The organism is Xanthomonas citri pv. mangiferaeindicae, assembly GCA_002240395.1.
In the GTDB taxonomy this organism is placed as follows: domain Bacteria; phylum Pseudomonadota; class Gammaproteobacteria; order Xanthomonadales; family Xanthomonadaceae; genus Luteimonas; species Luteimonas citri_A.
In genome coordinates, this window is the sequence record CP016836.1 from 2,643,307 (window position 1) to 2,664,585 (window position 21,279).

Consider the following 21,279-nt stretch of genomic DNA (forward strand, 5'->3'; position numbering starts at 1 on the left):
GCGACCGTTGCGATTAACGGCGCTCTTCGGATCGCAGCGCAGGCAGCAGTGTCGCTGCCTTGCCGTCGTGCTCGGCTGGCGTCACGCCGATCAGCCGTGCCAACAATGGGTAGACATCGACGTTGTCGAAGCCGTTCAGGACGACGCCGTCGCGGAATGCCGGGCCGTGCGCGATAAACACCGCGCGCATCGACGGCAGCGCCGGATCGAAGCCATGCGAGCCACGCGGCCCAGCATCGCGCGTGGCGACGGTCTCGCGCGGCAGCGCGTCCCAGCCCTCGTGCATCTGGCAGACGATGGGTGGCACGCGCGGATGGCGGCCGTAGGCCCAGCGTTCCGGCAATGCCTCCTTGCGCCAGCAGTCGTAGCGCGGGTGCGCGCCGAGCAGGCGCGCGGCGACTGCGGCCTCGTGACCGGGATTGGGCGCGATGCCCACGACCTGACCGACCGAGACCACGCGCGCTTCTTCGGGCGACACCATGTCTTCGACCGCGATGACGTGCCCGGGCGCGACTTCGGCCATGCCGTGGTCGGAGACGACGACGATGTTCGTGCGATCGAACACGCCGTGCGCGCGCAGGCCGGTGACGAGCCGGCCGATTGCAGCATCGACCTGGCGCAACGCCGCATGCGTCTGCGGGGCGTTGGGGCCATCGTGGTGACCGGCCGAGTCCACATGCTCGAAGTACAGCGTCGCCAGCCGTGGGCGCGTGGCATCGGGTTCGGACAGCCAACCGAGCACGGTGTCCACGCGTGCGTCGAGCGGGCGGGCCTTGTCGAATGGCAGCCAGCGCGTCGGCCGCACGCCGCGCACCGGCGCCTCGCTGCCGGGCCACGACAGCGTGGCCGTCGCCAGCCCGGCGTTCTCGGCGGTCACCCACAACGGCTCGCCCTCGTTCCACCAGGCCGCGTTCTCGACAGCCGCGCGGTCGGACAGTCTGAAGTCGCCCAGTGCAGCGTCATGCATCGAGTTGTGCACGATGCCGTGGCGGTCGGGGCGCAGGCCGGTGACCAGCGTGTAGTGGTTGGGAAAGGTCAGCGACGGATACGACGGCCGCATCCACCCCTGCACCCCTCCGCGCGCGAGCGCGTCGAGATGCGGCGTCTCACCGCGCCCCAGATAGTCGGGGCGCACGCCGTCGAGCGAAATCAGCAGCAGCGTGGGCCGCGGAGCTGCGGCAGTGGGCGACGCGGCGCGGGTCGCGCAGCCCACCAGCACGAGCACGCTGCAAAGCACCAAGGAGACAACAACAGACGGCGCCATCCGGCGCACAAGCGCGACATCGATCATCCCCACAGGATACCGAGCCCAGATGACAGCCCAAAGCCAGAGCCCGAAAACCGGGGTCAGAGTGCAATTTCAGTGGTCATGCACTGTGATCCCGTTGTCTGGGAATTGCACTTTGACCCCGGTTTTCGGGGGGTGGAAAACTGAACGTTCAGCGGGCGCAGACCATGTGGTCGGGCGGGGCGCGTATGGTGCGTAGCAGGATCAGCAACCGGGAGTGCGCGATGAACAGCAGATGGTGGATGGCGGCGCTGTGCGCCGGTCTGGCGCTTGGTGCGGTGTCGCATGGCGCCCTGGCGCAGCAGCAGGAGGAAGAGGAAGAAGCGATGCGCGAGCGCGGCCAGCGCGCCAGCCCGTCAGATCGCTTCTGCATTCGCGAGACCGGGTCGCGCTTGACCGCGGCCCGCAACGCACGTTCCAAGCGCGCCGAGCAGGAATGCGTCGATGGAGGCGGCCGGGTCTACACCCGCAGCGACATCGAGCGCACCGGTTCGGTGGACGTCAAGGACGCGCTGCGTCGCCTGGACCCGTCGGTGTTCTGACGAGGCCGGCGGTACCGCAGTGCGCGAAACGCCCGGCATGTCCGGGCGTTCTCGTGTCCGGGCTCAGCAGTCGTCGGACTGGCCGGTCGTCCAGCGCAGTCCTTGCAGCAGGTGCGCGCGGAACACCGGGTCGGCATACAGCGCCGGGTCGTGGCCCAGGCCGGTGTACCAGGCGCGGCCGCCGGCGCGCGTGTGGCACCACGCGATGGGGTGGTCGTCGCCCATACCGCCGGTGGCATGCGAGTGCGGATCGACCGACGCGATCACCCGCACGTCCGCACGCGGGTTGCGGCGGTAGTCGTAGATCTCATCGACGACCCGCCAGTCGCGTCGGCCCAGCGGCGCCGCGTCCTGTTCGAACACCACGCGCACCGCCTGCAGTCCCTCGGGGTGCCGTGCGAACCAGGCGCCGACCAGCGCGCCGTACCACGGCCAGGTGTAGCCGCTGTCGGCGGCGGCGTGGATGCCCAGGTAGCCGCCGCCGTGGCCGACATAGCGTTCGAAGGCCGCCTGCTGCTCAATGTCGAGCACCTCGCGCGTGGTGTGCGCGAACACGACCGCGCGGTAGCCGGCCAGCGTCGCGTCGTCGAAATGCGTGGGGTCCTCGCTCGCCTCGATCTCGACGCCGACCTGCGCGCCGAGCGCGCGCAGGGTCTCGATCGTCGTGGGGATCGCGTCGTGGCGATAGCCCGCAGTGCGGGTGAACACCAGCACGCGCGGGACGCTCGTATCGGCGGCAGACGTCACGGGGGCAGGCACGGGCGACGCACCGGCGGCGGTGGAGGCAGCGAGCATGGCGGCAATGGCGAGCGAGACGGGACGCATGCGCGCGAGCATAGCGGCCGCCGGCCGCGGCGTTCACGCCGCAGCGCGTCAGGCCGCCCGCCGCACCGGTGCGATAATCGAGCCATCGCCCTATCGAGTGCCGCCATGACCGACGCCTCGCGCCACGACCCGTCCCGCATGATCCGCGCGCCCCGCGGCAGCACTCTGACCTGCCGCTCGTGGTTGACCGAAGCGCCGTTCCGCATGCTGCAGAACAACCTCGATCCCGAGGTCGCCGAACGCCCGGAGGATCTCGTGGTCTACGGCGGCATCGGCCGCGCCGCGCGCGACTGGGCCTGCTACGACGCCATCCTCGAGACGCTCAAGACGCTCGAGGACGACCAGACCCTGCTGGTGCAGTCGGGCAAGCCGGTCGGGGTGTTCCGCACGCATGCCGACGCGCCGCGGGTGCTGATCGCCAATTCCAATCTGGTGCCGCACTGGGCGACGTGGGAACACTTCCACGAACTCGACCGCAAGGGCCTGGCGATGTACGGCCAGATGACCGCCGGCAGCTGGATCTATATCGGCAGTCAGGGCATCGTGCAGGGCACGTACGAGACCTTCGTCGAGATGGGCCGTCAGCACTACGGCGGCGACCTGACCGGAAAGTGGATCCTGACCGCGGGGCTGGGCGGCATGGGGGGCGCGCAGCCGCTGGCCGCGAGCCTGGCCGGTGCGTGTTCGCTGACGGTTGAATGCCAGCAGAGCCGGATCGATTTCCGGCTCAAGACCCGCTATGTCGACGAGCAGGCCACCGACCTGGACGACGCCTTGGCGCGCATCGCGCGCTACACCCAGGCAGGCGAGGCGAAATCGATCGCGCTGCTGGGCAATGCGGCCGAGGTCCTGCCCGAACTGGTGCGGCGCGGCGTGCGTCCGGACTGCGTGACCGACCAGACCAGCGCGCACGACCCGGTGCACGGCTATCTGCCGATCGGCTGGACGGTCGAGCGCTGGCTGGCTGAGCAGTCCGCCCATCCCGACACGGTGCGCGACGCGGCAAAGGCGTCGATGCGCGTCCATGTCGAGGCAATGCTGGCTTTCCACGCGCAGGGTATCCCGACCGTCGACTACGGCAACAACATCCGCCAGATGGCCAAGGATGAGGGGCTGGAGAACGCTTTCGATTTTCCCGGCTTCGTACCCGCCTGCGTGCGTCCGCTGTTCTGCCGCGGGATCGGCCCGTTCCGCTGGGTCGCGCTGAGCGGCGACCCCGAGGACATCGCCAGGACCGATGCCAAGGTCAAGGCGCTGATCCCCGACGATCCGCACCTGCATCGCTGGCTCGACATGGCCGCAGAGCGCATCGCCTTCCAGGGCTTGCCGGCGCGGATCTGCTGGGTCGGGCTGGGCCTGCGCCACAAGCTGGGCCTGGCGTTCAACGAGATGGTGCGCAATGGCGAACTCAAGGCGCCGATCGTGATCGGCCGCGATCATCTCGATTCGGGCTCGGTCGCCTCCCCGAACCGCGAGACCGAGGCGATGCGCGACGGCAGCGATGCGGTCAGCGACTGGCCGCTGCTCAATGCGATGCTCAATGTCGCCGGTGGAGCGACCTGGGTATCGCTGCATCACGGCGGCGGCGTCGGCATGGGCTACTCGCAGCACTCGGGCGTGGTGATCGTCTGCGACGGCAGCGAGGCCGCCGACCGGCGCATCGAGCGCGTGCTGTGGAACGACCCGGCGACCGGCGTGATGCGGCATGCGGATGCCGGTTACGCCATCGCCGCCGAGTGCGCGAGGGCGCAGGGCCTCGATCTGCCGATGCTCGCCTGACTGTGTCACGCTGAGGCGAATCGCGCGGCGAGGGCCTTGGCCGCGCAGGGGATGGGGCGTGCGCCGGGCGTATCGTGCGGCGGGTCTGACACCAGGTCAGAAGCAAGATCCGACAATGGGGAGCGCGGCAATGAAGCGAATCGAGTGTCTGGCCGCGTGCGCGGCGTGGCTCGTGGGCGTGGTGCCGGTGGCCCTGGCGGCGCCGGCCGAACGCGGGACGTTCGTGCAGGTCTGCAACGCCGCTAGCTCCTATACCCACCTGCGCGACGGGCCGAGCGCGCGCCAGTATCCGGCGACGGCGCGAATGCCCAACGGGCAGCGCCTGCGCATCGAGGACACCATCACCACGCCGGAGGGGTATGGCTACCATCGCGTGAGCCTGCTGGACGCGCGCGGCGGCACCCTGCGCAGCGGCTATGTGCACGACCAGACGGTGCAGGTGCGATGCGACCTGCCGTCGGCGCCCGATGCGGCGCTCGCGCGGCTCGCGGCCGCCCTGGCAGCCGACAACCCCGGCATCGCCGCCGCCGACATCCTCGCGGTCAATGCCGGCTTCGACGGCAAGACGCTCGATCTGATGCAACTGCCGCAGTTGCACGATCTGTCCGCGCTGGCGGCCTTGGACGGACTCGAGTCGATCGACCTCAGCCGGTCGGGCGTGGTCGATGTCGCGCCGCTGGCGGGCCTGCGCGCGCTCAAGACCCTCAGCCTGTACGAGACCGCGGTGCACGACATTGCGCCGCTCTCGGCGCTGCGCACGCTGGAGACCCTCAACCTCCACGGCACGCGGGTCAGCGACCTGGATGCGCTGTCGGGCCTGCCCGCGCTGCGCACGCTATATCTGACGGACAGCCTGGTGCGCGACGTCTCCGCGCTCGTCACGTTGCCGGATCTGCGCGTGCTGACGCTGTCGCAGACCGAGATCCAGGACGTCTCGCCGCTGGCCAAGCTCGGCGAACTGCGCCTGCTCAATCTCGCCAGTGCGGGTGTGCGCGACATCGGTTTCCTGCGCGACAAGCCCGCACTCAGGACGCTGGACCTGGGAGACAACGCGATCGACGACCTGTCGCCGATCACCGGCCTGCCCGCGCTCGAAAGCGCGTTGCTCAACAACAACCCGTTCACCGACATCGCGCCGTTGGCGAAGCTCACGACGCTCAAGACCTTGTCGCTGGCCAACAGCCAGGTCGTGGACTATCGGCCGCTGGCCGGGTTGACCGGGCTGACCGAGCTCGGACTTGCCGGCAGCACGATCGCCGACCTGGCGCCGCTGGCCGGCATGCGGCAGCTCGAAGCACTGGCGCTGGGTTCGACCCGGGTCGAGCGCATCGATGTGGTCGCCGGGATGCCCGCCCTGCGCCTGTTACATCTGCACGACACCCGGGTCGCCTCGCTCGGGCCGGTCGCGGGCCTGCGCCAGCTCGAGCGGCTGTCGCTGGTCAACGCACCGGTGGGGGATCTCTCTGCGCTCGCCGGTCATGTCCACCTCATCGATCTCGGCCTGCGCGGGACGTCAGTGACCGATTTCTCGGTCATCGCACAGTTGACCGCACTCCAGACGCTGGACCTGACCGATACCGCGTTCGATGACATGACCGTGCTCGCCCCGTTGCGGTCGCTCGAGACGCTGAACCTGTCGCGCACCCCGGTCGACGATGTCTCGGTACTGGCCGGCCTGCCCAGGCTGCGCTGGCTGACGATGGAGGAAACGCGGGTGCGCGATGTGTCGCCGCTGCGCGCCATGCACGGGCTGCGCACGCTGCGGCTGGCGAAGTCGCCGGTCGAGGATGTCGGGGTGCTCAAACCGCTGGTGGACGCAGGGCTCGACCTGCGGACGGAGTAGCCTGCCGCAGGCATTGCGTGGGCCTGCGTGGGCCGCCGAGCGGCGGGACGCGGCGCACTTGCCAGGGCTTGCAATGCCGCCCGTGCATCGCCAGCTTGTGGAAGGTCGATCGCCACCGGAGCGTGCCGTGTCCTCGTTTGATCTGCGTCCGCCCAGCGCCGCCGAGCGCACCGCCCTGGAAGCGGGCCTGTCCGCCGACGAGCGCCGCGTGTTGCTGCACCACGGCACCGAGGCGCCGTTCTGCGGCGTGTTTCTCGACAACAAGCGCGAAGGCACCTATTGCTGCCGGCTGTGCGGCCTGCCGCTGTTCCGCTCCAGCGCCAAGTTCGACTCGGGCACCGGCTGGCCGAGCTTCTTCGCGCCGATCGACGAAGCACATATCGGCCGCATCCGCGACACCAGCCATGGCATGATCCGCGTCGAGGAGGTCTGCGCGCGCTGCGGCAGCCACCTGGGGCACGTGTTCCCCGACGGGCCGCCGCCGACCTATGAGCGGCATTGCCTCAACTCGGTGTCGCTGTCGTTCGTCGCGACCGGCGCGCCGCTGCCCGACCCACTGGCACGCGGCGGTGCGGAGGCGGCGCCGGCCTGATCGCCCCACGTGTAGGCGAGGGCGGCTGCGGCCAGGTCACGCGATGGCGTGGACCACGGACGCGTCGCGCTTGCCGACATGTGCTTCCGCCCCGGACCTCTATACTCGCCGCCCCCCGACCCGGCGAGCCTTGCCCATGCGTGTGTCCAGCGATTCCGCGTCTTCTGCCGCGCCCAGCGCGACCCATCCCGCCAGCCTGCGCCGGTCGGTGTCGAATACGCTGAAGGGCTCGGCCGGCAACCTCGTCGAATGGTTCGATGTCTACGTCTACTCGGTGTTCGCGGCGTACTTCGAGTCGCAGTTCTTTTCGCCCGAGGACAAGAACGCCACGCTCTACGTCTGGGGCATCTTCGCGATGACCTTCCTGATGCGTCCGATCGGCGCCTGGTACTTCGGCCGTTTCGCCGACCGCTACGGCCGGCGCCTGGCGCTGACGGTCTCGGTGTCGATGATGGCCGGCTGTTCGTTCGTCATCGCGATCACGCCGACCGTCGCCACGATCGGCATTGCCGCGCCGATCATCCTGCTGCTCGCGCGCCTGGTACAGGGCTTCGCGACGGGCGGCGAGTACGGCGCCAGCGCGACCTACATGTCCGAGGCCGCGATTCCCGGCCGTCGCGGCTTCCTGTCCTCATTCCATTACGTGACCCTGGTCGGCGGCCATGTGCTGGCGCAGGCCACGTTGCTGGCGATGCTGCTGTCGCTCGACACCACGCAGATTTCCGAGTGGGGCTGGCGCCTGGCTTTTGCGCTGGGCGGCGTCGCGGCGATCGTGGTGTTCTGGCTGCGGCGCACGATGGACGAGTCGCTGGAGACCGAATCGATCGAGGCCGCCAAGACCGGCGGCGCACGCGCCTCGGGGTCACTGCGCGAACTGTTCGTCAACCAGTGGCGTCCGCTGCTGCTGTGCTTTTTGATCACCGCCGGCGGCACGATCGCGTTCTACACGTATTCGGTCAACGGTCCGAAGATGATCCAGACCGCGTTTGCCGGTGGTGATGCGATCACCGGTACCTGGATCAATCTGGCATTGCTGGCCTTCTTGATGGTGCTGCAGCCGGTCGGCGGCTGGCTGTCGGACATCATCGGACGCAAGTCGCTGCTGGTGTTCTTCGGCATCGGGGGCGTGCTCTACACCGGCTACATGGTGACCGCGCTGCCGCAGCAGACCAGTGCACTGTCGGCATTCCTGATCCTGGGCGTGGGCTTTGTGATCCTGACCGGCTATACGTCGATCAACGCGGTGGTGAAGGCCGAACTGTTCCCCACCCACGTGCGCGCGCTGGGCGTCGGCCTGGGTTACGCACTGGCCAACTCGGCCTTTGGCGGAACCGCCCCGGTGCTCTACCAGGCTGCGCTCAAGTCTGACCAGGTCACCGCGTTCGTGATCTATGCGACGACGGTGATCGCCGTGTCGCTGGTGGTCTACGTGTTCTTCCTCAGGAACAAGGGCGCGAACTGGCTCGACGACGCGCACGCGATGCGCGACCGCGGGCAGGGCGGGCGCTGAGGCGACGGCGTGCCCCCACCCCAGCCCTCCCCCCCGCAGGCGGGGGAGGGAGTTGAGGCCGCTCTGCTGCCGGATTCACATCGACGGTTCTAGACTCGGCCTTCCTTCGTCTGGCGAGAGCCCACCCATGTTCAAGCGCATCGTTCCCGTCCTGCTCATCGCCCTGCTGGCTGCCTGCAGCGCGCCGGCCGAGCGCGACACCGTCCAGCCCAAGGCCGGTCCCGCGGTGGCATCGGTGACCAACGAGTCCGACTGTCTGCAACGTGGCGGCGAGTGGAAGCAGCTGGGGCGGGCGCCGGTGCCGCAGTGCCTGCTGCAGACCGTGGATGCCGGCAAGGCTTGTACCGACAGCCAGCAGTGCCAGGGCCAGTGCCTGGCGCCGGAAGGCACCGTCGACAGCGCGCGCGTGCAGGGCCAGTGCAGCGTCGACACCAACCCGTTCGGCTGCCAGCAGCGGGTGCGCGACGGCGTGGCGTGGACGATCTGCGTCGACTGATCCGGCGCGCATGGATCGACGCGATCTGACCAGCGGGGACGGCGTGGCGCCGTCCCCGTTTTACGTTCCGGCCGCCGCGATCGGAGAGGGCGGCAGGCAATCGACTTGCGTGCCCGGGCCGCTGCTGCCGCCTTGGCCGGTGCGGGGTGATCGCCGCGCGTGAGGGCCGTCGAGGCGGGCGGGCGAGTTCCCCGGCGATGCGAGGGGCGATCTGGTCGCCCTGTGCAGCACACACCATCACCACGGCCAGACCCGCCGCGCGCTAGCGTCCTGCGCACGTCCCAATACGGAGTGCTCCGATGCCGATCGCGACCCGCCTCGCTGACCTTGTCGTCGTTGGAGGCCATGCGCAATGAGCGTGGCCGACCAAGTGCTCGATGCCGCGGCGCGCGAACTGGCGCTGCCTGATCCCGACACCTTGACCACCATCGTGGTGCGCGTGCTGGTAGCCGCGCTGCTGGGGGGCATGGTCGGCTGGGAGCGCGAACACAAGGGCCGCGCCGCGGGCTTGAAGACGCACATCCTGGTCTCGATCGGCTCAGCGTTGTTCGTGCTTGCGCCATTGCTGTCGGACATCGACGGCGCTGAGGTGACCCGGGTAATGCAGGGCATCGTGTCGGGCATCGGCTTTCTGGGCGCGGGTGCGATCCTCAAGCTGGACAAGGGCGAGCGGATCGAAGGTCTGACGACGGCGGCCGGCGTCTGGATGACCGCGGCGATCGGCATGGCGGCTGGCATGGGCCAGGAGATGGTGGCGTTGGCGACTACGCTCGTCGCGTTGCTGGTGGTCGGCGCGCTGCCGCGGCTGCAGCGCCCGCGTGCTGGTGCGGGCCGACGCAATATCGATATGGCGGGGCGCGACAGCTGAACGCAACGGGCGCGCATTCCCGATTTCGCCACGGCGGCTTCATCGCCGGACCCGCACGGTGATTGTTCATTCGAGCAACGGAGCCAAACCCATGACCAAGCACGACGATATCCGCGATGGCGGACGCGATCTCAATCGCGACCCGATCACCAAGACGCCCGGCGCCCATCCGATCGGCGTCGGTGTGGGCGGCACCGCGGGCGGCATGGCGGCCGGCGCTGCGGCCGGTACTGTGTTCGGGCCGGTCGGAACCTTGATCGGTGCGGCGGTCGGCGTCGTCGCCGGTGCGGCGATCGGCAAGGGCGTTGCCGAGCGGATCGATCCGACCGGCGAGGTGGAATACTGGCGCGAGGCGCATCGCGACCGCCCTTACGTCAAGCCGGGGCATGACTACGACCGCGATTACGCGCCCGCCTACGGCTTCGGCCTGCAGGCCCGCGAGGCGGACCGGACCCGCGGCTGGGACGAATCGGAGGCACAGCTGCGCCGAGATTGGGAGTCGGCCAAGGCCGAGTCGAAGCTAGCGTGGGAAGACGCGCAGCCGGCGGTCCGCGATGCCTGGGAGCGGACGGATCGGACCTACGATCTGTACCAGCGCAGCGACGACTATTACGCGAAGGCATTCGAGAACGCGCCGTATCGCAATGCCGACGACCGCTACGAGGATTACCAGCCGGCGTATCGCTATGGCGCTTATGCACGTTCGCGGCATGCCGATCGCGGCTGGGATGACACGCTTGCAGGCGAATTGGAGCGTGACTGGGCGACACGTCGCGGCACTTCGCGCCTGGATTGGGACCGCGCCAAGGCCGCGGTGGAGGACGCCTACGTGTCGCATGACCGCTACACCAGCGGCGAGTACACCGGCAGCGGCCGCGACGACAACGACCGCTTCCGGGTCCGCTGACGCGTCGATCGACAGGCACCACGCAACGGGCGCATTCTTGGTCGAATGCGCCCGTTGTCGTTTCGGGTTCCGCGTTTGGTCATGGTGTCGGCTTGGGGCCTGTCAGGCGCGGCGTGGCGCGTTGCGATCGGGTTTCGCCTGCGTTCGTGGCAAGCCGGCCTTCACGCACGCGGCAAGGCGCATTCACATCGCACCGCACACCCGTCGTGGACCATCGCGTCCATTCCAAGTGCAGGAGATCGCTTCATGAGTGGACAGGGTTCGGCCGGCAATGTCATCGCCGCCATCTGTAGTTTCATCGTGCCCGGCCTCGGGCAACTGGTTCAGGGTCGGCTGCTGTCGGCGGTGCTGTGGTTTCTGGCCGGCTGCATCGCATTCGCGATCACCTGGCTGCTGACCGTCTCGCTGCTGCCCTTCGGCTGGTTCATCGTCAGCGTGTTCTCGTGCATCAACGCGGCCTTGTACCGCCGTCCTGGGGTCTGACCACGCGCCATGCGCTGTGCCCGGGCCGAGGACGGCACCGGGCACACATGCATTCACTTCGGCTCGCCGTTCTCCGCACCGGTATCGCTGCGCACGTCGTCGGCGAACGAATGCCCGTTCGCGTCACGGTCGCCGATCTGGTCGTCGAGTTCCGGGTCGAGCAGATCGGCCTGGTCGTCGAGTCCGATGTTGTCGATCGCCGACTGCGAGCGCGGATCCTTCAGTGCCGGCCCGCGCGTGGGCGGCAGATCCTCGCGGTCGCGCAGCGACGATTCTTCGCTGGGCGCATTGGGGCGGGTGGGGTTGGCCTTGCTCATGATGGTCTCCGGTCTACGGTGGAGACACTATCGACGTGACCACGTCATGCGCGCGGCAAGAGGGTGTGTGCGCCACGTGGTGACCAGTCGGTGGTGACCGGTCATGCATGGCATCATGCGTGATGGCGTACCGCGACGCCTTGTCGTCGAGGCGATGCCGCGCAGGCGTCAGACCGCGCGGCTGACTTGGTCGGTTGCGGATGTACGACGGCGTTCGCGACGCGGGCGCGTCTCGTGCGCATGCCAGGCCGCCTGGACTTCGGCGCGGACGTCGTGCCAGGCACGCAGGCGGCCATCGAACTCCCAGACCCGCCGCAGCACCGGCTCGATCTCCTCCCAGGGACGCTCGGGGTATGACGCGCGTCCATTGCGACCCAGCGAAAGCACGAGCATGTGATCGGATTCGGAACGGGCCATCTGCGTGTTGCCAGGAACTGGGGAGCGCGCAGGCTACGGCGCGGATCGTCTGTTTTCCGTGAATCCAATGTTGGATTTCGATGACAGCGCGGACGCGTTCAGAACAGCCCCGCGAGCACCATCACCAGCCCCACGATCGCGACCGTCCAGATGGCGCTGCGCAGATAAGGAATGCCGATGCCATAAACCGGCAGATAGGCCACACGTGCCCACAGGTAGAGCTGAGCGCCCAGTGCGGTGGTGGCGCCGGCGCGACCGGCCAGCACCACCGCCAGCACTGCGGCGGCGAAGAACGGAAAGGTCTCGAGAAAGTTGCGGCTCGCGGCCGACAGCCGCTGCGCGGCGCCTGTCAGCGGCGGCACTGCGCCATCGCGGTTGCTTGCGTTCCAGGCCAGGCCGCGTTGCGCAGTCGAGAATCCGGCCGCGATCAGTACGTGAACCAGGCCGAGGACGATCGACCCGGCCAGCATCTGCAATTCGATCGTCATCGGCGTGGTCTCCAGCTTGGTGTTCAGAGCCGGGCGTTCAGAGCCCGGCATTCAGGCATGGTCTCGAGGATCAGCCTGCGACCGCCTTGACGATCGCGGCGTTGAATGCCGGGATGTCGTCGGGCTTGCGGCTGGTGATCAGGTTGCCGTCGACGACGACCTCCGCGTCCTGCCAGTCCGCGCCGGCGTTGACCAGGTCGGTCTTGATCGACGCCCAGGACGTGACCTTGTGGCCTTTCGCCAGACCGCTCTCGACCAGCAGCCAGGGGCCGTGGCAGATCGCGGCGACCGGCTTGCCGCTCTGGCCGAAGGTGCGCACGAACGCGACCGCGTCGGCGTCCTTGCGCAGGTTGTCGGGGTTGATCTGCCCGCCGGGCAGCACCAGCGCGTCGTAGCGGCCGGGATCGGCCTTGGACAGCGATACGTCGACATCGACGCTGCGGCCCCAGTCCTTCTGGTCCCATCCCTTGATCGACTTGGCATCGCCGGGCGACACGACATCGACGCGGGCGCCAGCCTCACGCAACGCCTGCAGGGGTTTTTCGAGCTCCGACTGTTCGAAGCCGTCGGTGGCGAGAATGGCGATCGTCTTGCCGTCCAGGGTCTGCATCGGGGTCTCCAAACGGGGGATCAGGAGTGGCCGATGCTAGGGCGCGAACGGTCCTGCGCCCGTGAACACAGGCGCCTGCAGCCGCAGTCTCGCGTCGTGAGACGACGCGCGGGCACGCTCGCGCCCCGCCTGCCGCCCGGAGCGTGCTGTCTGAACGCGATTCTCAAACCCGACACGCTGCCCGCGACCCCGGCCGGTACCGCGCCCGGCACGGCGCTTGCGACCAAGTTGTCGGCCAAGTATCCCGGGCGTATCACCGGCAGCCTGTTACTGCCCGGCCAGCCGGGCCGCTACGCGCCGATGCCCGCCGACGTGCCCGAGGCGCTGGCGCGTGCGCTGCGCAGCCGCGGCATCGACCGGCTCTACAGCCATCAAGCCCAGGCCTGGGCCGCGACCCAGGCCGGCCGCCACGTCGTCGTCGCCACGCCGACCGCGTCGGGCAAGTCGCTGTGCTACACGCTGCCGGTGCTGTCGGCGGCGATCACCGCGCGCAGCAAGGCGCTGTATCTGTTCCCGACCAAGGCGCTGGCGCAGGATCAGGTCGCCGACCTGCTGGAACTCAATGCCGCCGGCGAACTCGGCCTGCGCGCGGCGACCTTCGACGGCGACACGCCCGGAGATGCGCGTCAGGCGATCCGCATCAATGGCGATATCGTGGTCAGCAATCCCGACATGCTGCACCAGGCGATCCTGCCGCATCACACCAAGTGGGCGCAGTTCTTCGAGAACCTGCGCTACGTGGTGATCGACGAGATCCATACCTACCGCGGCGTGTTCGGTTCGCACGTGGCCAATGTGATCCGCCGGCTCAAGCGGGTGTGCGCGTTCTACGGCGTGACCCCGCAGTTCATCCTGTGCTCGGCGACGATCGGCAATGCCCGCGAGCACGGGCGCGCGCTGGTCGAGGTCGACGACGCGCAGCTCGAGGCGATCGACGACGGCGGCGCGCCGCGCGGCGACAAGCACGTGCTGCTGTGGAACCCGCCGGTGGTGAACCCGGACCTGGGCCTGCGTGCGTCGGCGCGCTCGCAGTCCAACCGCATCGCGCGGCTGGCGATCCGCTCCGGCCTCAAGACGCTGGTGTTCTGCCAGACCCGGCTGATGGTCGAGGTGCTGACCAAATACCTCAAGGAAGTCTTCGACCACGACCCGCGCAAGCCGCGCCGTATCCGCGCCTACCGCGGCGGCTACCTGCCGACCGAACGCCGGGCGGCCGAGCGCGAGATGCGCGCGGGCAGCATCGACGGCATCGTCAGCACCTCGGCGCTGGAGCTGGGGGTCGATATCGGCAGCCTCGACGTGGTCGTGCTCAACGGCTATCCGGGCAGCATTTCGGCGACCTGGCAGCGCTTCGGTCGCGCCGGGCGCCGGCAGCAGCCCTCGGTCGGCGTGCTGGTCGCCAGTTCCGAGCCGATGGACCAGTACGTGGTGCGGCACCCCGAGTTCTTCGCGCAGGCCAATCCCGAGCACGCGCGCATCGAGCCCGACCAGCCGCTGATCCTGCTCGATCACATCCGCTGCGCCGCGTTCGAGCTGCCGTTCGTCGACGGCGACATGTTCGGCCCCATCGCGCCGCTGCCGTGGCTGGAGGTGCTGGCCGAGTCGGGCGTGCTGCACCACGAGGGCGACCGCTGGGAATGGATTGCCGACAGCTACCCGGCGCAGGCGGTGAACCTGCGCTCGGTCGCCGACGGCAACTTCGTCGTCGTCGACCGCACCGATGGCCGGCAGACGATCATCGCCGAGGTCGATTACTCGGCGGCCGCACTCACGCTCTACGAGGGCGCGATCCACATGATCCAGTCCGAGCCGTTCCAGGTCGAACGCCTGGACTGGGAGGGCCGCAAGGCCTATGTGCAGCGCACCCATGTCGATTACTACACCGACGCGATCGACTACACCAAGCTCAAGGTGCTCGACGACGCCGAACAGGCCGATGCCGGGCAGGGCAGCGCGCACCTGGGCGAGGTGCACGTGGTGCGGCGGGTGTCGGGCTACAAGAAGATCCGCTTCCACACCCACGAGAACATCGGCTACGGGCCGGTCAACCTGCCCGACCAGGAACTGCACACCAGCGCGGTGTGGTGGCAGTTGCCGCAGCGCGCGCTCGATGCTGCGTTCGACGCGCGTCACGAGGCGCTCGACGGCTTCCTTGGCGCTTCGTACGCGCTGCATCTGGTGGCCCAGGTCGCGGTGATGGCCGAGAGCCGCGATCTGCAGAAAGCCGTGGGCAGCGGCGACGGCACGTGGTTCGCGACCGCCGACCAGCGCGGGCGCGGGCAATTGCGCGACGGCGAGGGCGCGGCGCTCGACATCGCCCACATCGGCCGCTTCGCGCCGACGCTTTACCTCTACGACAACTACCCCGGCGGCGTCGGCCTGTCTTCGCCGTTGTTCGAGCGCCGCGCCGAGCTGCTGGCGCAGGCCGCGGCGCTGATCGGCGGCTGCGGCTGTCGCGCCGGCTGCCCGGCCTGCGTCGGGCCGATCCTCGCGTCCGAGGAGGACGCCGAGCGCACGCCGCGGCAACTGGCCGCGCGTGTGCTCGACCTGCTGGTGGCCGCATGAGCGCGCGCCCATGAGCGCGCTGGCCAAGCGGCTGGGATTGCTGCGCAGCCAGGCCGGCACGGTGCTTCCGAGCGTCGCGCCGGCCCGGCCGATGGCGCCCGCGCTGCCGCCGCGCGCGCAGTGGCCACGCGCCGATGCGCAGCGTTCGCCGGATCTCGTGGCCGAGCAACTGCGCAAGCTGATGAAGCTGCGCACCCCGGCGATGGCGCCGCGCCCAGCCGCACCGGTCGATCGCACGCTGCCGGGCGAGGAGATCGCACCGGGCCTGCGCTATCTCGAGCAGGTCGCGGCCTGGCCGCACGACGATGCCGAACTGGCGTTGCATGACATCCGCCATGACACCGTGCAGCGCGGCGACCTGCTGGCGTTCGACACCGAGACTACCGGCCTGGCCGGCGGCACCGGCACGCGTGCCTTCATGATCGGCGCGGCGGACTTCGTCGACGGCCGGCTGCGCATCCGTCAGCTGTGTATCACCACGCTCGGCGCCGAGCGCGAGATGCTGAAGGTCTTCGCCAGTTGGCTGCGACGTGAGACCGTGCTGGTGAGCTACAACGGGCGCTGCTACGACCGTCCGCTGCTGACCACGCGCTACCGCCTGGCGCGGATGCGCGATCCATTGATCGACCTGCGTCACGTCGACCTGCTGCACCCGGTGCGGCGGCGCTATCGCGGCGTCTGGGCCAACTGCCGGCTGGCGACCGTCGAGCGCGAACTGCTCGGCGTGCTGCGCGAGGACGATCTGCCGGGCAGCGAGGCGCCGGCGGCATGGCTGAGCTATCTGCGCGGCGGCAGCGCCGACAAGTTGCGCCGTGTCGGCCTGCATAACGCGCAGGATCTGCGCAGTCTGTTCGGCGTGCTCGAGGCGATGCGCGACCGCTGACGCCACGCCTGCCGTCGGCGGCTCGCCCCCACCCCGGTCCTCCCCCGCAAGCGGGCGAGGGAGACACGCGCACACCGACTTGGAGGCGGTCCTCAGTCCTTCGCCCCAGTGCGCGCCGCTGCCACAGCGCGCGGCGGCGCTACCGCGGGCGGCCACTTGTGCGTGGGATCGCGCGTCGCGCCTTGGTGTGCACGCGTCCGCAGAAGCGTGCGGTGCTGCGGCCGCGTTCACATGCCTGCCATCGCCGCAGTGGTTGAATCCAATCGCCCAGCAGTTCCGCGCCGTCGGTTCGCCGTCGGTGACCTGCCGTCACTCTGGACCCTCATGGACGCAAGCGAACGCCGGCCCGCGATGGCCGACCCTGCGCCCCCGCGTGCCACCTTGCGTGCGCGCGATGCGTTCGCGATCACGATCGGCATCGTCGTCGGCGCCGGCATCTTCCGCACGCCCTCGCTGGTGGCCGGCGCCTCCAGCAGCGAAGTGATGCTGCTGCTCGCCTGGGTCGCCGGCGGTGCGCTGTCGATCGTCGGTGCACTGTGCTACGCCGAACTGGCCACGACCTACCCACAGGCGGGCGGCGACTACGCCTACCTGCGCCGCGCCTTTGGGCCGCGCATGGCCTTCCTGTTCGCCTGGGCGCGGATGGCGGTGATCCAGACCGGATCGATCGCGTTGCTGTGCTTCATCGTCGGCGACTACCTGGCGCAGCTGTTCGATCTGGGCGCCGGCGCATCGGCGCTGGTTGCGGCGGCGGCGGTGATCGCGCTGTCGGCGATCAACTGGGTCGGTACGCGGCAGAGCGCGGCGGTGCAGACGTGGCTGACGATCATCGAGATCGCCGGCGTGCTGGTGATCGTCGTGGCGGGGCTGGCATTTGCACCGACCGGTATCGCGCCGGTGCCCGGCAGCGGCGGCGACAGCGCGATCGGTCTGGTGCTGGTGTTCGTGCTGCTGACCTATGGGGGCTGGAACGAGGCGGTCTACATCACCGCCGAAGTCCGCGACGCGCGCCGCTGGATGCCGCGCGTGCTGGTGCTCAGCCTGATCGCGATCGCCGCGCTGTACGTGCTGGTCAACCTGGCCTATCTGCGCGTACTCGGCCTGGGCGGTATGGCCGAGCACAACGCCGTCGCGGCCGAGGTGATGGGCCGGGTGTTCGGGCCGAGCGGTGCGGCCTTGATGAGCGCGATCGTGGTCGCCGCGGCACTGACCTCGGCCAACGCGACGCTGATCACCGGCGCGCGCAGCGTGTATGCGGTCGGGCGCGATTTTCCGGCACTGGGCGTCATCGGCCGCTGGGATGCGCGCAGCGGCGCGCCGCGTGCGGCGATCCTGGTCCAGGGCGTGCTGGCACTGGCCCTGGTGGTGCTGGGCGCCTTTGCGCGCGATGGCTTCGAGGTCGCGGTGGAATACACCGCGCCGGTGTTCTGGCTGTTCTTTCTGCTGGTGGGCATTGCGCTGTTCGTGTTGCGCCGGCGCGACCCCGACCGCCCGCGCCCGTTCCGGGTGCCGCTGTATCCCGCGCTGCCGTTGCTGTTCTGCGCGACCAGCGCCTACCTCCTGTACGCGAGCCTGGCCTACACCGGGCGCGGCGCGCTGGTCGGCGTGGTCGTGCTCGCCATCGGCGGGCTGCTGTTGCTTAGGCTTCGACCGTCGTCCATCCGCCCCGAGGAGACCTCGCCATGATCCGATCGATCCCGTCCCGTGTCGCGCTCGCACTGTGCGTGCTGGCGCCCGCCTTGATGACCGCCTGCGCGCAGGATCCGCAGCCGCCGCAGACCACGGCCGATGCCGACCTCCCCGCAGCGGCGCGTGCAGGCAGCGCGCCGACCGCGGTGCCGACGGTCACCGCGCAGATCGGCCCGGACTCGCCGTTCGCCGAAGGTGCGCCGCCTCCGTCGCGCGAACCCGACGTGATCTATGTGCCGACGCCAGAGCCGGTGGTCGATGCGATGCTCAACCTGGCCAAGGTCGGCCCGGGCGATGTGCTCTACGACCTGGGCTCGGGCGATGGCCGCATCCCGATCGCGGCGGCGCAACGCTTCGGCGTGCGCGCAGTCGGCATCGACATCAACCCGGTGCGCGTGCGCGAGGCGAACGCCAATGCCGAGGCGGCCGGCGTCACCAACCTGGTCACGTTCAAGGAGGCCGATCTGTTCCAGGAGGACATCAGCGAGGCCAGCGTGGTTACGCTGTATCTGCTGCAGAGCCTCAACGTGAAACTGCGCCCCAAGCTGCTCGCCGAGCTCAAGCCCGGCACGCGGATCGTCAGCCACGCCTTCGACATGGCCGACCAGTGGACGCCCGAGGCCACCCAGGAGGTCGACGGCACGCGCATCTACCTGTGGACGGTGCCCGAGCATTGAGCCGGTCGCACTGCCGGCAGCCGATGGCATCATCGTCGACGCACGCCCGTACGAGGTTTCCCATGCCGCGCCCGTGTTCGCTCGTCCTGTTGCTCGCCGCATTGTCGGCCGGGTCGGCCTGCGCATCGTCCGACGGCGGCGAGTTGCAGGGCTTGGAGTCCCCGTATCCACGCCAGGCGCAGGCGCTGACCTCCCAGGGCCAGGCGCTGTCGATGGCCTACCTGGACGTGCGGCCGGCGAGCTCGGGCAACGGGCGCACGGCCGTGCTGCTGCACGGCAAGAACTTCTGCGCCGCGACCTGGGAAGACACGATCGCGGTGCTGGTCGCCGACGGCTGGCGAGTCGTCGCGCCCGACCAGATCGGGTTCTGCGCATCGAGCAAGCCGCGCGGCTACCAGTTCTCGTTCGCCCAGCTTGCCGCCAACACCCACGGGCTGCTGCAGGCACTGGGCGTCGAGCGCCCGGTGCTGATCGGCCATTCCATGGGCGGCATGCTGGCGACCCGCTACGCGCTGCAATATCCCGATGCAGTCGCGCAGCTGGTGCTGGTCAATCCGATCGGGCTCGAGGACTGGCAGGCCGAGGGTGTGCCGTACGCGACTGTCGATCAGTTGATGGAAGGCGAGCGGGGGACCACCGCCGAGAGCATCCGCGCCTATCAGCGCAAGTTCTATTACGACGGCCACTGGGACCCGCGCTATGACCGCTGGGTCGAGATGCTGGCCGGCCTGTACGCCGGCCCCGACGGCGAGATCGTGGCCTGGAACCAGGCCCAGACCTCGGAGATGCTGTTCACGCAGCCGGTGGTGCATGAGTTCGCGACGCTGCGCGTACCGACGCTGCTGATGATCGGCGGCAAGGACCGCACCGCGCCGGGCGCCCAACGCGCGCCGCCGCCCATCGCCGCGCGGCTGGGCGACTACCCGGCGCTCGGTCGGCGCGCGGTCCAGGTCATCCCCGATGCCGAACTGGTCGAGTTTCCGGCGCTGGGGCATTCGCCGCAGGTCGAGGCGCCCGAGCAGTTCCACGCGGCGCTGCTGCCGCGGCTGGCCCGCTGAGCGTGCCCTGGGCGCCGGCGCTCCGGTTGCATTCACATCGCATTCGGACGGTCGTCGGCCAAGTCCCTACACTGGACGGATCATTTCGCGCCCCCTAGCCGGAGTCCATTGCGTCCATGTCGTCCTGGCGTTCGTGCCTGCCGTTGATCCTGTGCCTGGCCGTGGTCGGCTGCCAGCGCGCGCCTGCGCCCGTCGACCAGGCGGTGGAGACCGTCGAGGTGTCCAGTCCGGAGGAGGGCGGGGCGGTCAGTACCGCGCCGCTCGCGACCGAGGATCTGCCCGAGGTGGCGCCGCTGCCTGCCGAAACGGCCAATCCGGCCGAGGTTGACTGGTCGCCGATGACGCTCGAAGGCGCGACCGCGTCACTGAGCTGCGAGCTGGACTATGCCAATGCCGGCGACGGCGATGTGCTCAAGGCGTTCGACCGCGCAGCGCTGCGCGAGGCGATGGCGCCGTGCGCCGAGCGCGGGGTGTTCCGGCTGCGCTTCAAGGGCCGTGTGACCCAGGACTTCACCCGGCTGATGCAGCGCCTGGCCGCGGTCGCCGACGAATTGAAGATCGACAAGCGGGTGCTCGATCTCGACTCGAGCGGCGGCATGGTCGAGGAAGCGATCCGCGCCGGCGACGTGATCGCCGAGTCGCGCTGGACCATCTGGGTGCGCGAGGGCGCGGCCTGCCACAGTTCCTGTGTGTTCTTGCTCGCCGGCGGCGACACCCGGCTGATCGGCGGGCGGGTCGGCATCCACCGGATCATCCGTATGAGCTCGAGTGCGTCGACGCGGGCCGAGCTCAATCGCGAACTGCGGGCGGTCTACGGCCGGGTGCGCGATTACCTGGAGCGCAACGGCGCTGCCGTCGCGGTCGCCGATCTGATGATGGCCGTGCCCAACCGCAGCCTGCGCATTCTCACCCCCGAAGAGCTCAAGCTCTATGGCCTGGACGGAGTGAATCCGGCGCAGGACGACCTCGACCGGCTGCGGCTGATGCGCAAATGCGGCCAGGACTTCGTCGCGCGCCGCGATTCCTACATCCGCGCATTCGATGCGACCTGCAATGCGCCCGACCGCGACGTCGAGGCGATGACGGCCTGCGGCCTGGAGCTGCGCGGGCGCTTCGGCTTTCCGGACGCGCAGTGCCCGTCGGAGAGCCCGCTGTCGGAATTCGACCTCGTCGGGGAGATGACCGCGGCCGCCGGCATCGCCAGCCGGCTGCGCATTCTTGGCGTGCCCACCGGGACGGCCCGGCGCACCGCCGAGTCGGCCCCCACCGCGCCGGCGCCGCGCGATGCGCGCACGCCGACCGCACAGGGTGGCGACACGCCCGCCCGGCCGTCCGAGGCCTCGGCCGACGACAGCGAGGCGGCCGCGCCGACCGACGGCGATGATCGCACCGAGAGCCCAGCGCCGACGCCGGGTTGAGCGACGGGCGCGGCCCGTCGCGTC

Annotated in this window: 21 protein-coding genes; 15 read left to right on the forward strand and 6 right to left on the reverse strand. The window is 69.6% G+C overall.

Annotation, left to right across the window (positions count from 1 at the left end):
* Nucleotides 1–13 precede the first annotated feature (13 nt).
* Complete coding sequence (locus BEN78_11470; GenBank protein ID ASR43901.1) at nt 14–1,291, reverse strand: phosphodiesterase; 1,278 nt, start codon at nt 1,289–1,291, stop codon at nt 14–16.
* A gap of 239 nt (nt 1,292–1,530) precedes the next feature.
* On the opposite strand from BEN78_11470, the gene BEN78_11475 reads away from it, so the two are divergent.
* Nucleotides 1,531–1,830, forward strand: a complete 300-nt coding sequence (locus tag BEN78_11475; GenBank protein ASR43902.1) for a hypothetical protein — start codon at nt 1,531–1,533, stop codon at nt 1,828–1,830.
* Between the two features lie 63 nt (nt 1,831–1,893).
* Here BEN78_11475 and BEN78_11480 read toward each other — a convergent pair whose 3' ends face one another.
* On the reverse strand, nt 1,894–2,655 hold the full coding sequence (locus BEN78_11480) for a Crp/Fnr family transcriptional regulator (GenBank protein ID ASR45096.1): 762 nt from the start codon (nt 2,653–2,655) through the stop codon (nt 1,894–1,896).
* A gap of 105 nt (nt 2,656–2,760) precedes the next feature.
* Between BEN78_11480 and BEN78_11485 the strand changes: the two genes are divergently transcribed.
* From BEN78_11485 to BEN78_11520, 8 genes are all read left to right on the forward strand, one after another.
* Nucleotides 2,761–4,434 carry a urocanate hydratase gene (locus BEN78_11485; protein ID ASR43903.1) on the forward strand — a complete coding sequence of 558 codons (1,674 nt, stop codon included), beginning with the start codon at nt 2,761–2,763 and terminating at the stop codon, nt 4,432–4,434.
* A 130-nt stretch (nt 4,435–4,564) separates the two neighbouring features.
* Complete coding sequence (locus BEN78_11490) at nt 4,565–6,277, forward strand: hypothetical protein (protein ASR43904.1); 1,713 nt, start codon at nt 4,565–4,567, stop codon at nt 6,275–6,277.
* A 127-nt stretch (nt 6,278–6,404) separates the two neighbouring features.
* Nucleotides 6,405–6,869 (forward strand): peptide-methionine (R)-S-oxide reductase, encoded by a 465-nt coding sequence (locus BEN78_11495; protein ASR43905.1) that lies wholly within the window; start codon nt 6,405–6,407, stop codon nt 6,867–6,869.
* 136 nt (nt 6,870–7,005) lie between these two features.
* Nucleotides 7,006–8,379, forward strand: a complete 1,374-nt coding sequence (locus BEN78_11500; GenBank protein ID ASR43906.1) for an alpha-ketoglutarate transporter — start codon at nt 7,006–7,008, stop codon at nt 8,377–8,379.
* 127 nt (nt 8,380–8,506) lie between these two features.
* Nucleotides 8,507–8,875 carry a hypothetical protein gene (locus BEN78_11505; protein ID ASR43907.1) on the forward strand — a complete coding sequence of 123 codons (369 nt, stop codon included), beginning with the start codon at nt 8,507–8,509 and terminating at the stop codon, nt 8,873–8,875.
* A 358-nt stretch (nt 8,876–9,233) separates the two neighbouring features.
* Nucleotides 9,234–9,743, forward strand: a complete 510-nt coding sequence (locus BEN78_11510; protein ID ASR45097.1) for a methyltransferase — start codon at nt 9,234–9,236, stop codon at nt 9,741–9,743.
* Nucleotides 9,744–9,834: 91 nt separating this feature from the next.
* On the forward strand, nt 9,835–10,650 hold the full coding sequence (locus tag BEN78_11515; protein ID ASR43908.1) for a hypothetical protein: 816 nt from the start codon (nt 9,835–9,837) through the stop codon (nt 10,648–10,650).
* Nucleotides 10,651–10,896: 246 nt separating this feature from the next.
* Entirely contained in the window at nt 10,897–11,133 is a 237-nt protein-coding gene (locus tag BEN78_11520) for a hypothetical protein (GenBank protein ASR43909.1), read from the forward strand.
* Nucleotides 11,134–11,186: 53 nt separating this feature from the next.
* Here the strand turns inward: BEN78_11520 and BEN78_11525 are convergent, their stop codons facing one another.
* The 4 genes from BEN78_11525 to BEN78_11540 all read right to left on the reverse strand — a co-directional run bounded on the left by BEN78_11525 (nt 11,187) and on the right by BEN78_11540 (nt 12,965).
* Nucleotides 11,187–11,450: a hypothetical protein gene (locus BEN78_11525; protein ID ASR43910.1), complete on the reverse strand. Its 264-nt coding sequence runs from the start codon at nt 11,448–11,450 to the stop codon at nt 11,187–11,189.
* Between the two features lie 168 nt (nt 11,451–11,618).
* Nucleotides 11,619–11,867 (reverse strand): hypothetical protein, encoded by a 249-nt coding sequence (locus tag BEN78_11530; GenBank protein ID ASR43911.1) that lies wholly within the window; start codon nt 11,865–11,867, stop codon nt 11,619–11,621.
* A 98-nt stretch (nt 11,868–11,965) separates the two neighbouring features.
* On the reverse strand, nt 11,966–12,355 hold the full coding sequence (locus BEN78_11535) for a hypothetical protein (GenBank protein ASR45098.1): 390 nt from the start codon (nt 12,353–12,355) through the stop codon (nt 11,966–11,968).
* 70 nt (nt 12,356–12,425) lie between these two features.
* Nucleotides 12,426–12,965 (reverse strand): protease, encoded by a 540-nt coding sequence (locus BEN78_11540; protein ID ASR43912.1) that lies wholly within the window; start codon nt 12,963–12,965, stop codon nt 12,426–12,428.
* A gap of 177 nt (nt 12,966–13,142) precedes the next feature.
* Between BEN78_11540 and BEN78_11545 the strand changes: the two genes are divergently transcribed.
* The 6 genes from BEN78_11545 (at nt 13,143) to BEN78_11570 (ending at nt 21,255) form a co-directional block, all read left to right on the forward strand.
* Complete coding sequence (locus BEN78_11545) at nt 13,143–15,530, forward strand: helicase (GenBank protein ASR45099.1); 2,388 nt, start codon at nt 13,143–13,145, stop codon at nt 15,528–15,530.
* Between the two features lie 10 nt (nt 15,531–15,540).
* Nucleotides 15,541–16,413: an exonuclease gene (locus BEN78_11550; GenBank protein ASR43913.1), complete on the forward strand. Its 873-nt coding sequence runs from the start codon at nt 15,541–15,543 to the stop codon at nt 16,411–16,413.
* Nucleotides 16,414–16,737: 324 nt separating this feature from the next.
* The gene (locus tag BEN78_11555) at nt 16,738–18,099 is read left to right on the forward strand and encodes an amino acid permease (protein ID ASR43914.1); all 1,362 of its coding nucleotides are present in this window, start codon (nt 16,738–16,740) and stop codon (nt 18,097–18,099) included.
* Nucleotides 18,100–18,248: 149 nt separating this feature from the next.
* Entirely contained in the window at nt 18,249–18,779 is a 531-nt protein-coding gene (locus BEN78_11560) for an RNA methyltransferase (GenBank protein ID ASR45100.1), read from the forward strand.
* 62 nt (nt 18,780–18,841) lie between these two features.
* Nucleotides 18,842–19,837, forward strand: coding sequence for an alpha/beta hydrolase (locus tag BEN78_11565; protein ID ASR43915.1), 996 nt, complete (start codon nt 18,842–18,844; stop codon nt 19,835–19,837).
* 116 nt (nt 19,838–19,953) lie between these two features.
* Entirely contained in the window at nt 19,954–21,255 is a 1,302-nt protein-coding gene (locus BEN78_11570) for a hypothetical protein (protein ASR43916.1), read from the forward strand.
* The last annotated feature ends 24 nt before the right edge of the window (nt 21,256–21,279 follow it).

What these genes read in the sequence shown, in the direction of transcription:
- BEN78_11490 (ASR43904.1), top strand. Translation starts at nt 4,565, where the DNA reads ATGAAGCGAATCGAGTGTCTGGCCGCGTGCGCGGCGTGGCTCGTGGGC.
- BEN78_11505 (ASR43907.1), top strand. Translation starts at nt 8,507, where the DNA reads ATGTTCAAGCGCATCGTTCCCGTCCTGCTCATCGCCCTGCTGGCTGCC.
- BEN78_11570 (ASR43916.1), top strand. Translation starts at nt 19,954, where the DNA reads ATGTCGTCCTGGCGTTCGTGCCTGCCGTTGATCCTGTGCCTGGCCGTG.
- BEN78_11520 (ASR43909.1), top strand. Translation starts at nt 10,897, where the DNA reads ATGAGTGGACAGGGTTCGGCCGGCAATGTCATCGCCGCCATCTGTAGT.
- BEN78_11525 (ASR43910.1), bottom strand. Translation starts at nt 11,450, where the DNA reads ATGAGCAAGGCCAACCCCACCCGCCCCAATGCGCCCAGCGAAGAATCG.
- BEN78_11515 (ASR43908.1), top strand. Translation starts at nt 9,835, where the DNA reads ATGACCAAGCACGACGATATCCGCGATGGCGGACGCGATCTCAATCGC.
- BEN78_11530 (ASR43911.1), bottom strand. Translation starts at nt 11,867, where the DNA reads ATGGCCCGTTCCGAATCCGATCACATGCTCGTGCTTTCGCTGGGTCGC.
- BEN78_11500 (ASR43906.1), top strand. Translation starts at nt 7,006, where the DNA reads ATGCGTGTGTCCAGCGATTCCGCGTCTTCTGCCGCGCCCAGCGCGACC.
- BEN78_11475 (ASR43902.1), top strand. Translation starts at nt 1,531, where the DNA reads ATGGCGGCGCTGTGCGCCGGTCTGGCGCTTGGTGCGGTGTCGCATGGC.
- BEN78_11565 (ASR43915.1), top strand. Translation starts at nt 18,842, where the DNA reads ATGCCGCGCCCGTGTTCGCTCGTCCTGTTGCTCGCCGCATTGTCGGCC.
- BEN78_11535 (ASR45098.1), bottom strand. Translation starts at nt 12,355, where the DNA reads ATGACGATCGAATTGCAGATGCTGGCCGGGTCGATCGTCCTCGGCCTG.
- BEN78_11485 (ASR43903.1), top strand. Translation starts at nt 2,761, where the DNA reads ATGACCGACGCCTCGCGCCACGACCCGTCCCGCATGATCCGCGCGCCC.
- BEN78_11540 (ASR43912.1), bottom strand. Translation starts at nt 12,965, where the DNA reads ATGCAGACCCTGGACGGCAAGACGATCGCCATTCTCGCCACCGACGGC.
- BEN78_11480 (ASR45096.1), bottom strand. Translation starts at nt 2,655, where the DNA reads ATGCGTCCCGTCTCGCTCGCCATTGCCGCCATGCTCGCTGCCTCCACC.
- BEN78_11555 (ASR43914.1), top strand. Translation starts at nt 16,738, where the DNA reads ATGGACGCAAGCGAACGCCGGCCCGCGATGGCCGACCCTGCGCCCCCG.
- BEN78_11470 (ASR43901.1), bottom strand. Translation starts at nt 1,291, where the DNA reads ATGATCGATGTCGCGCTTGTGCGCCGGATGGCGCCGTCTGTTGTTGTC.
- BEN78_11550 (ASR43913.1), top strand. Translation starts at nt 15,541, where the DNA reads ATGAGCGCGCTGGCCAAGCGGCTGGGATTGCTGCGCAGCCAGGCCGGC.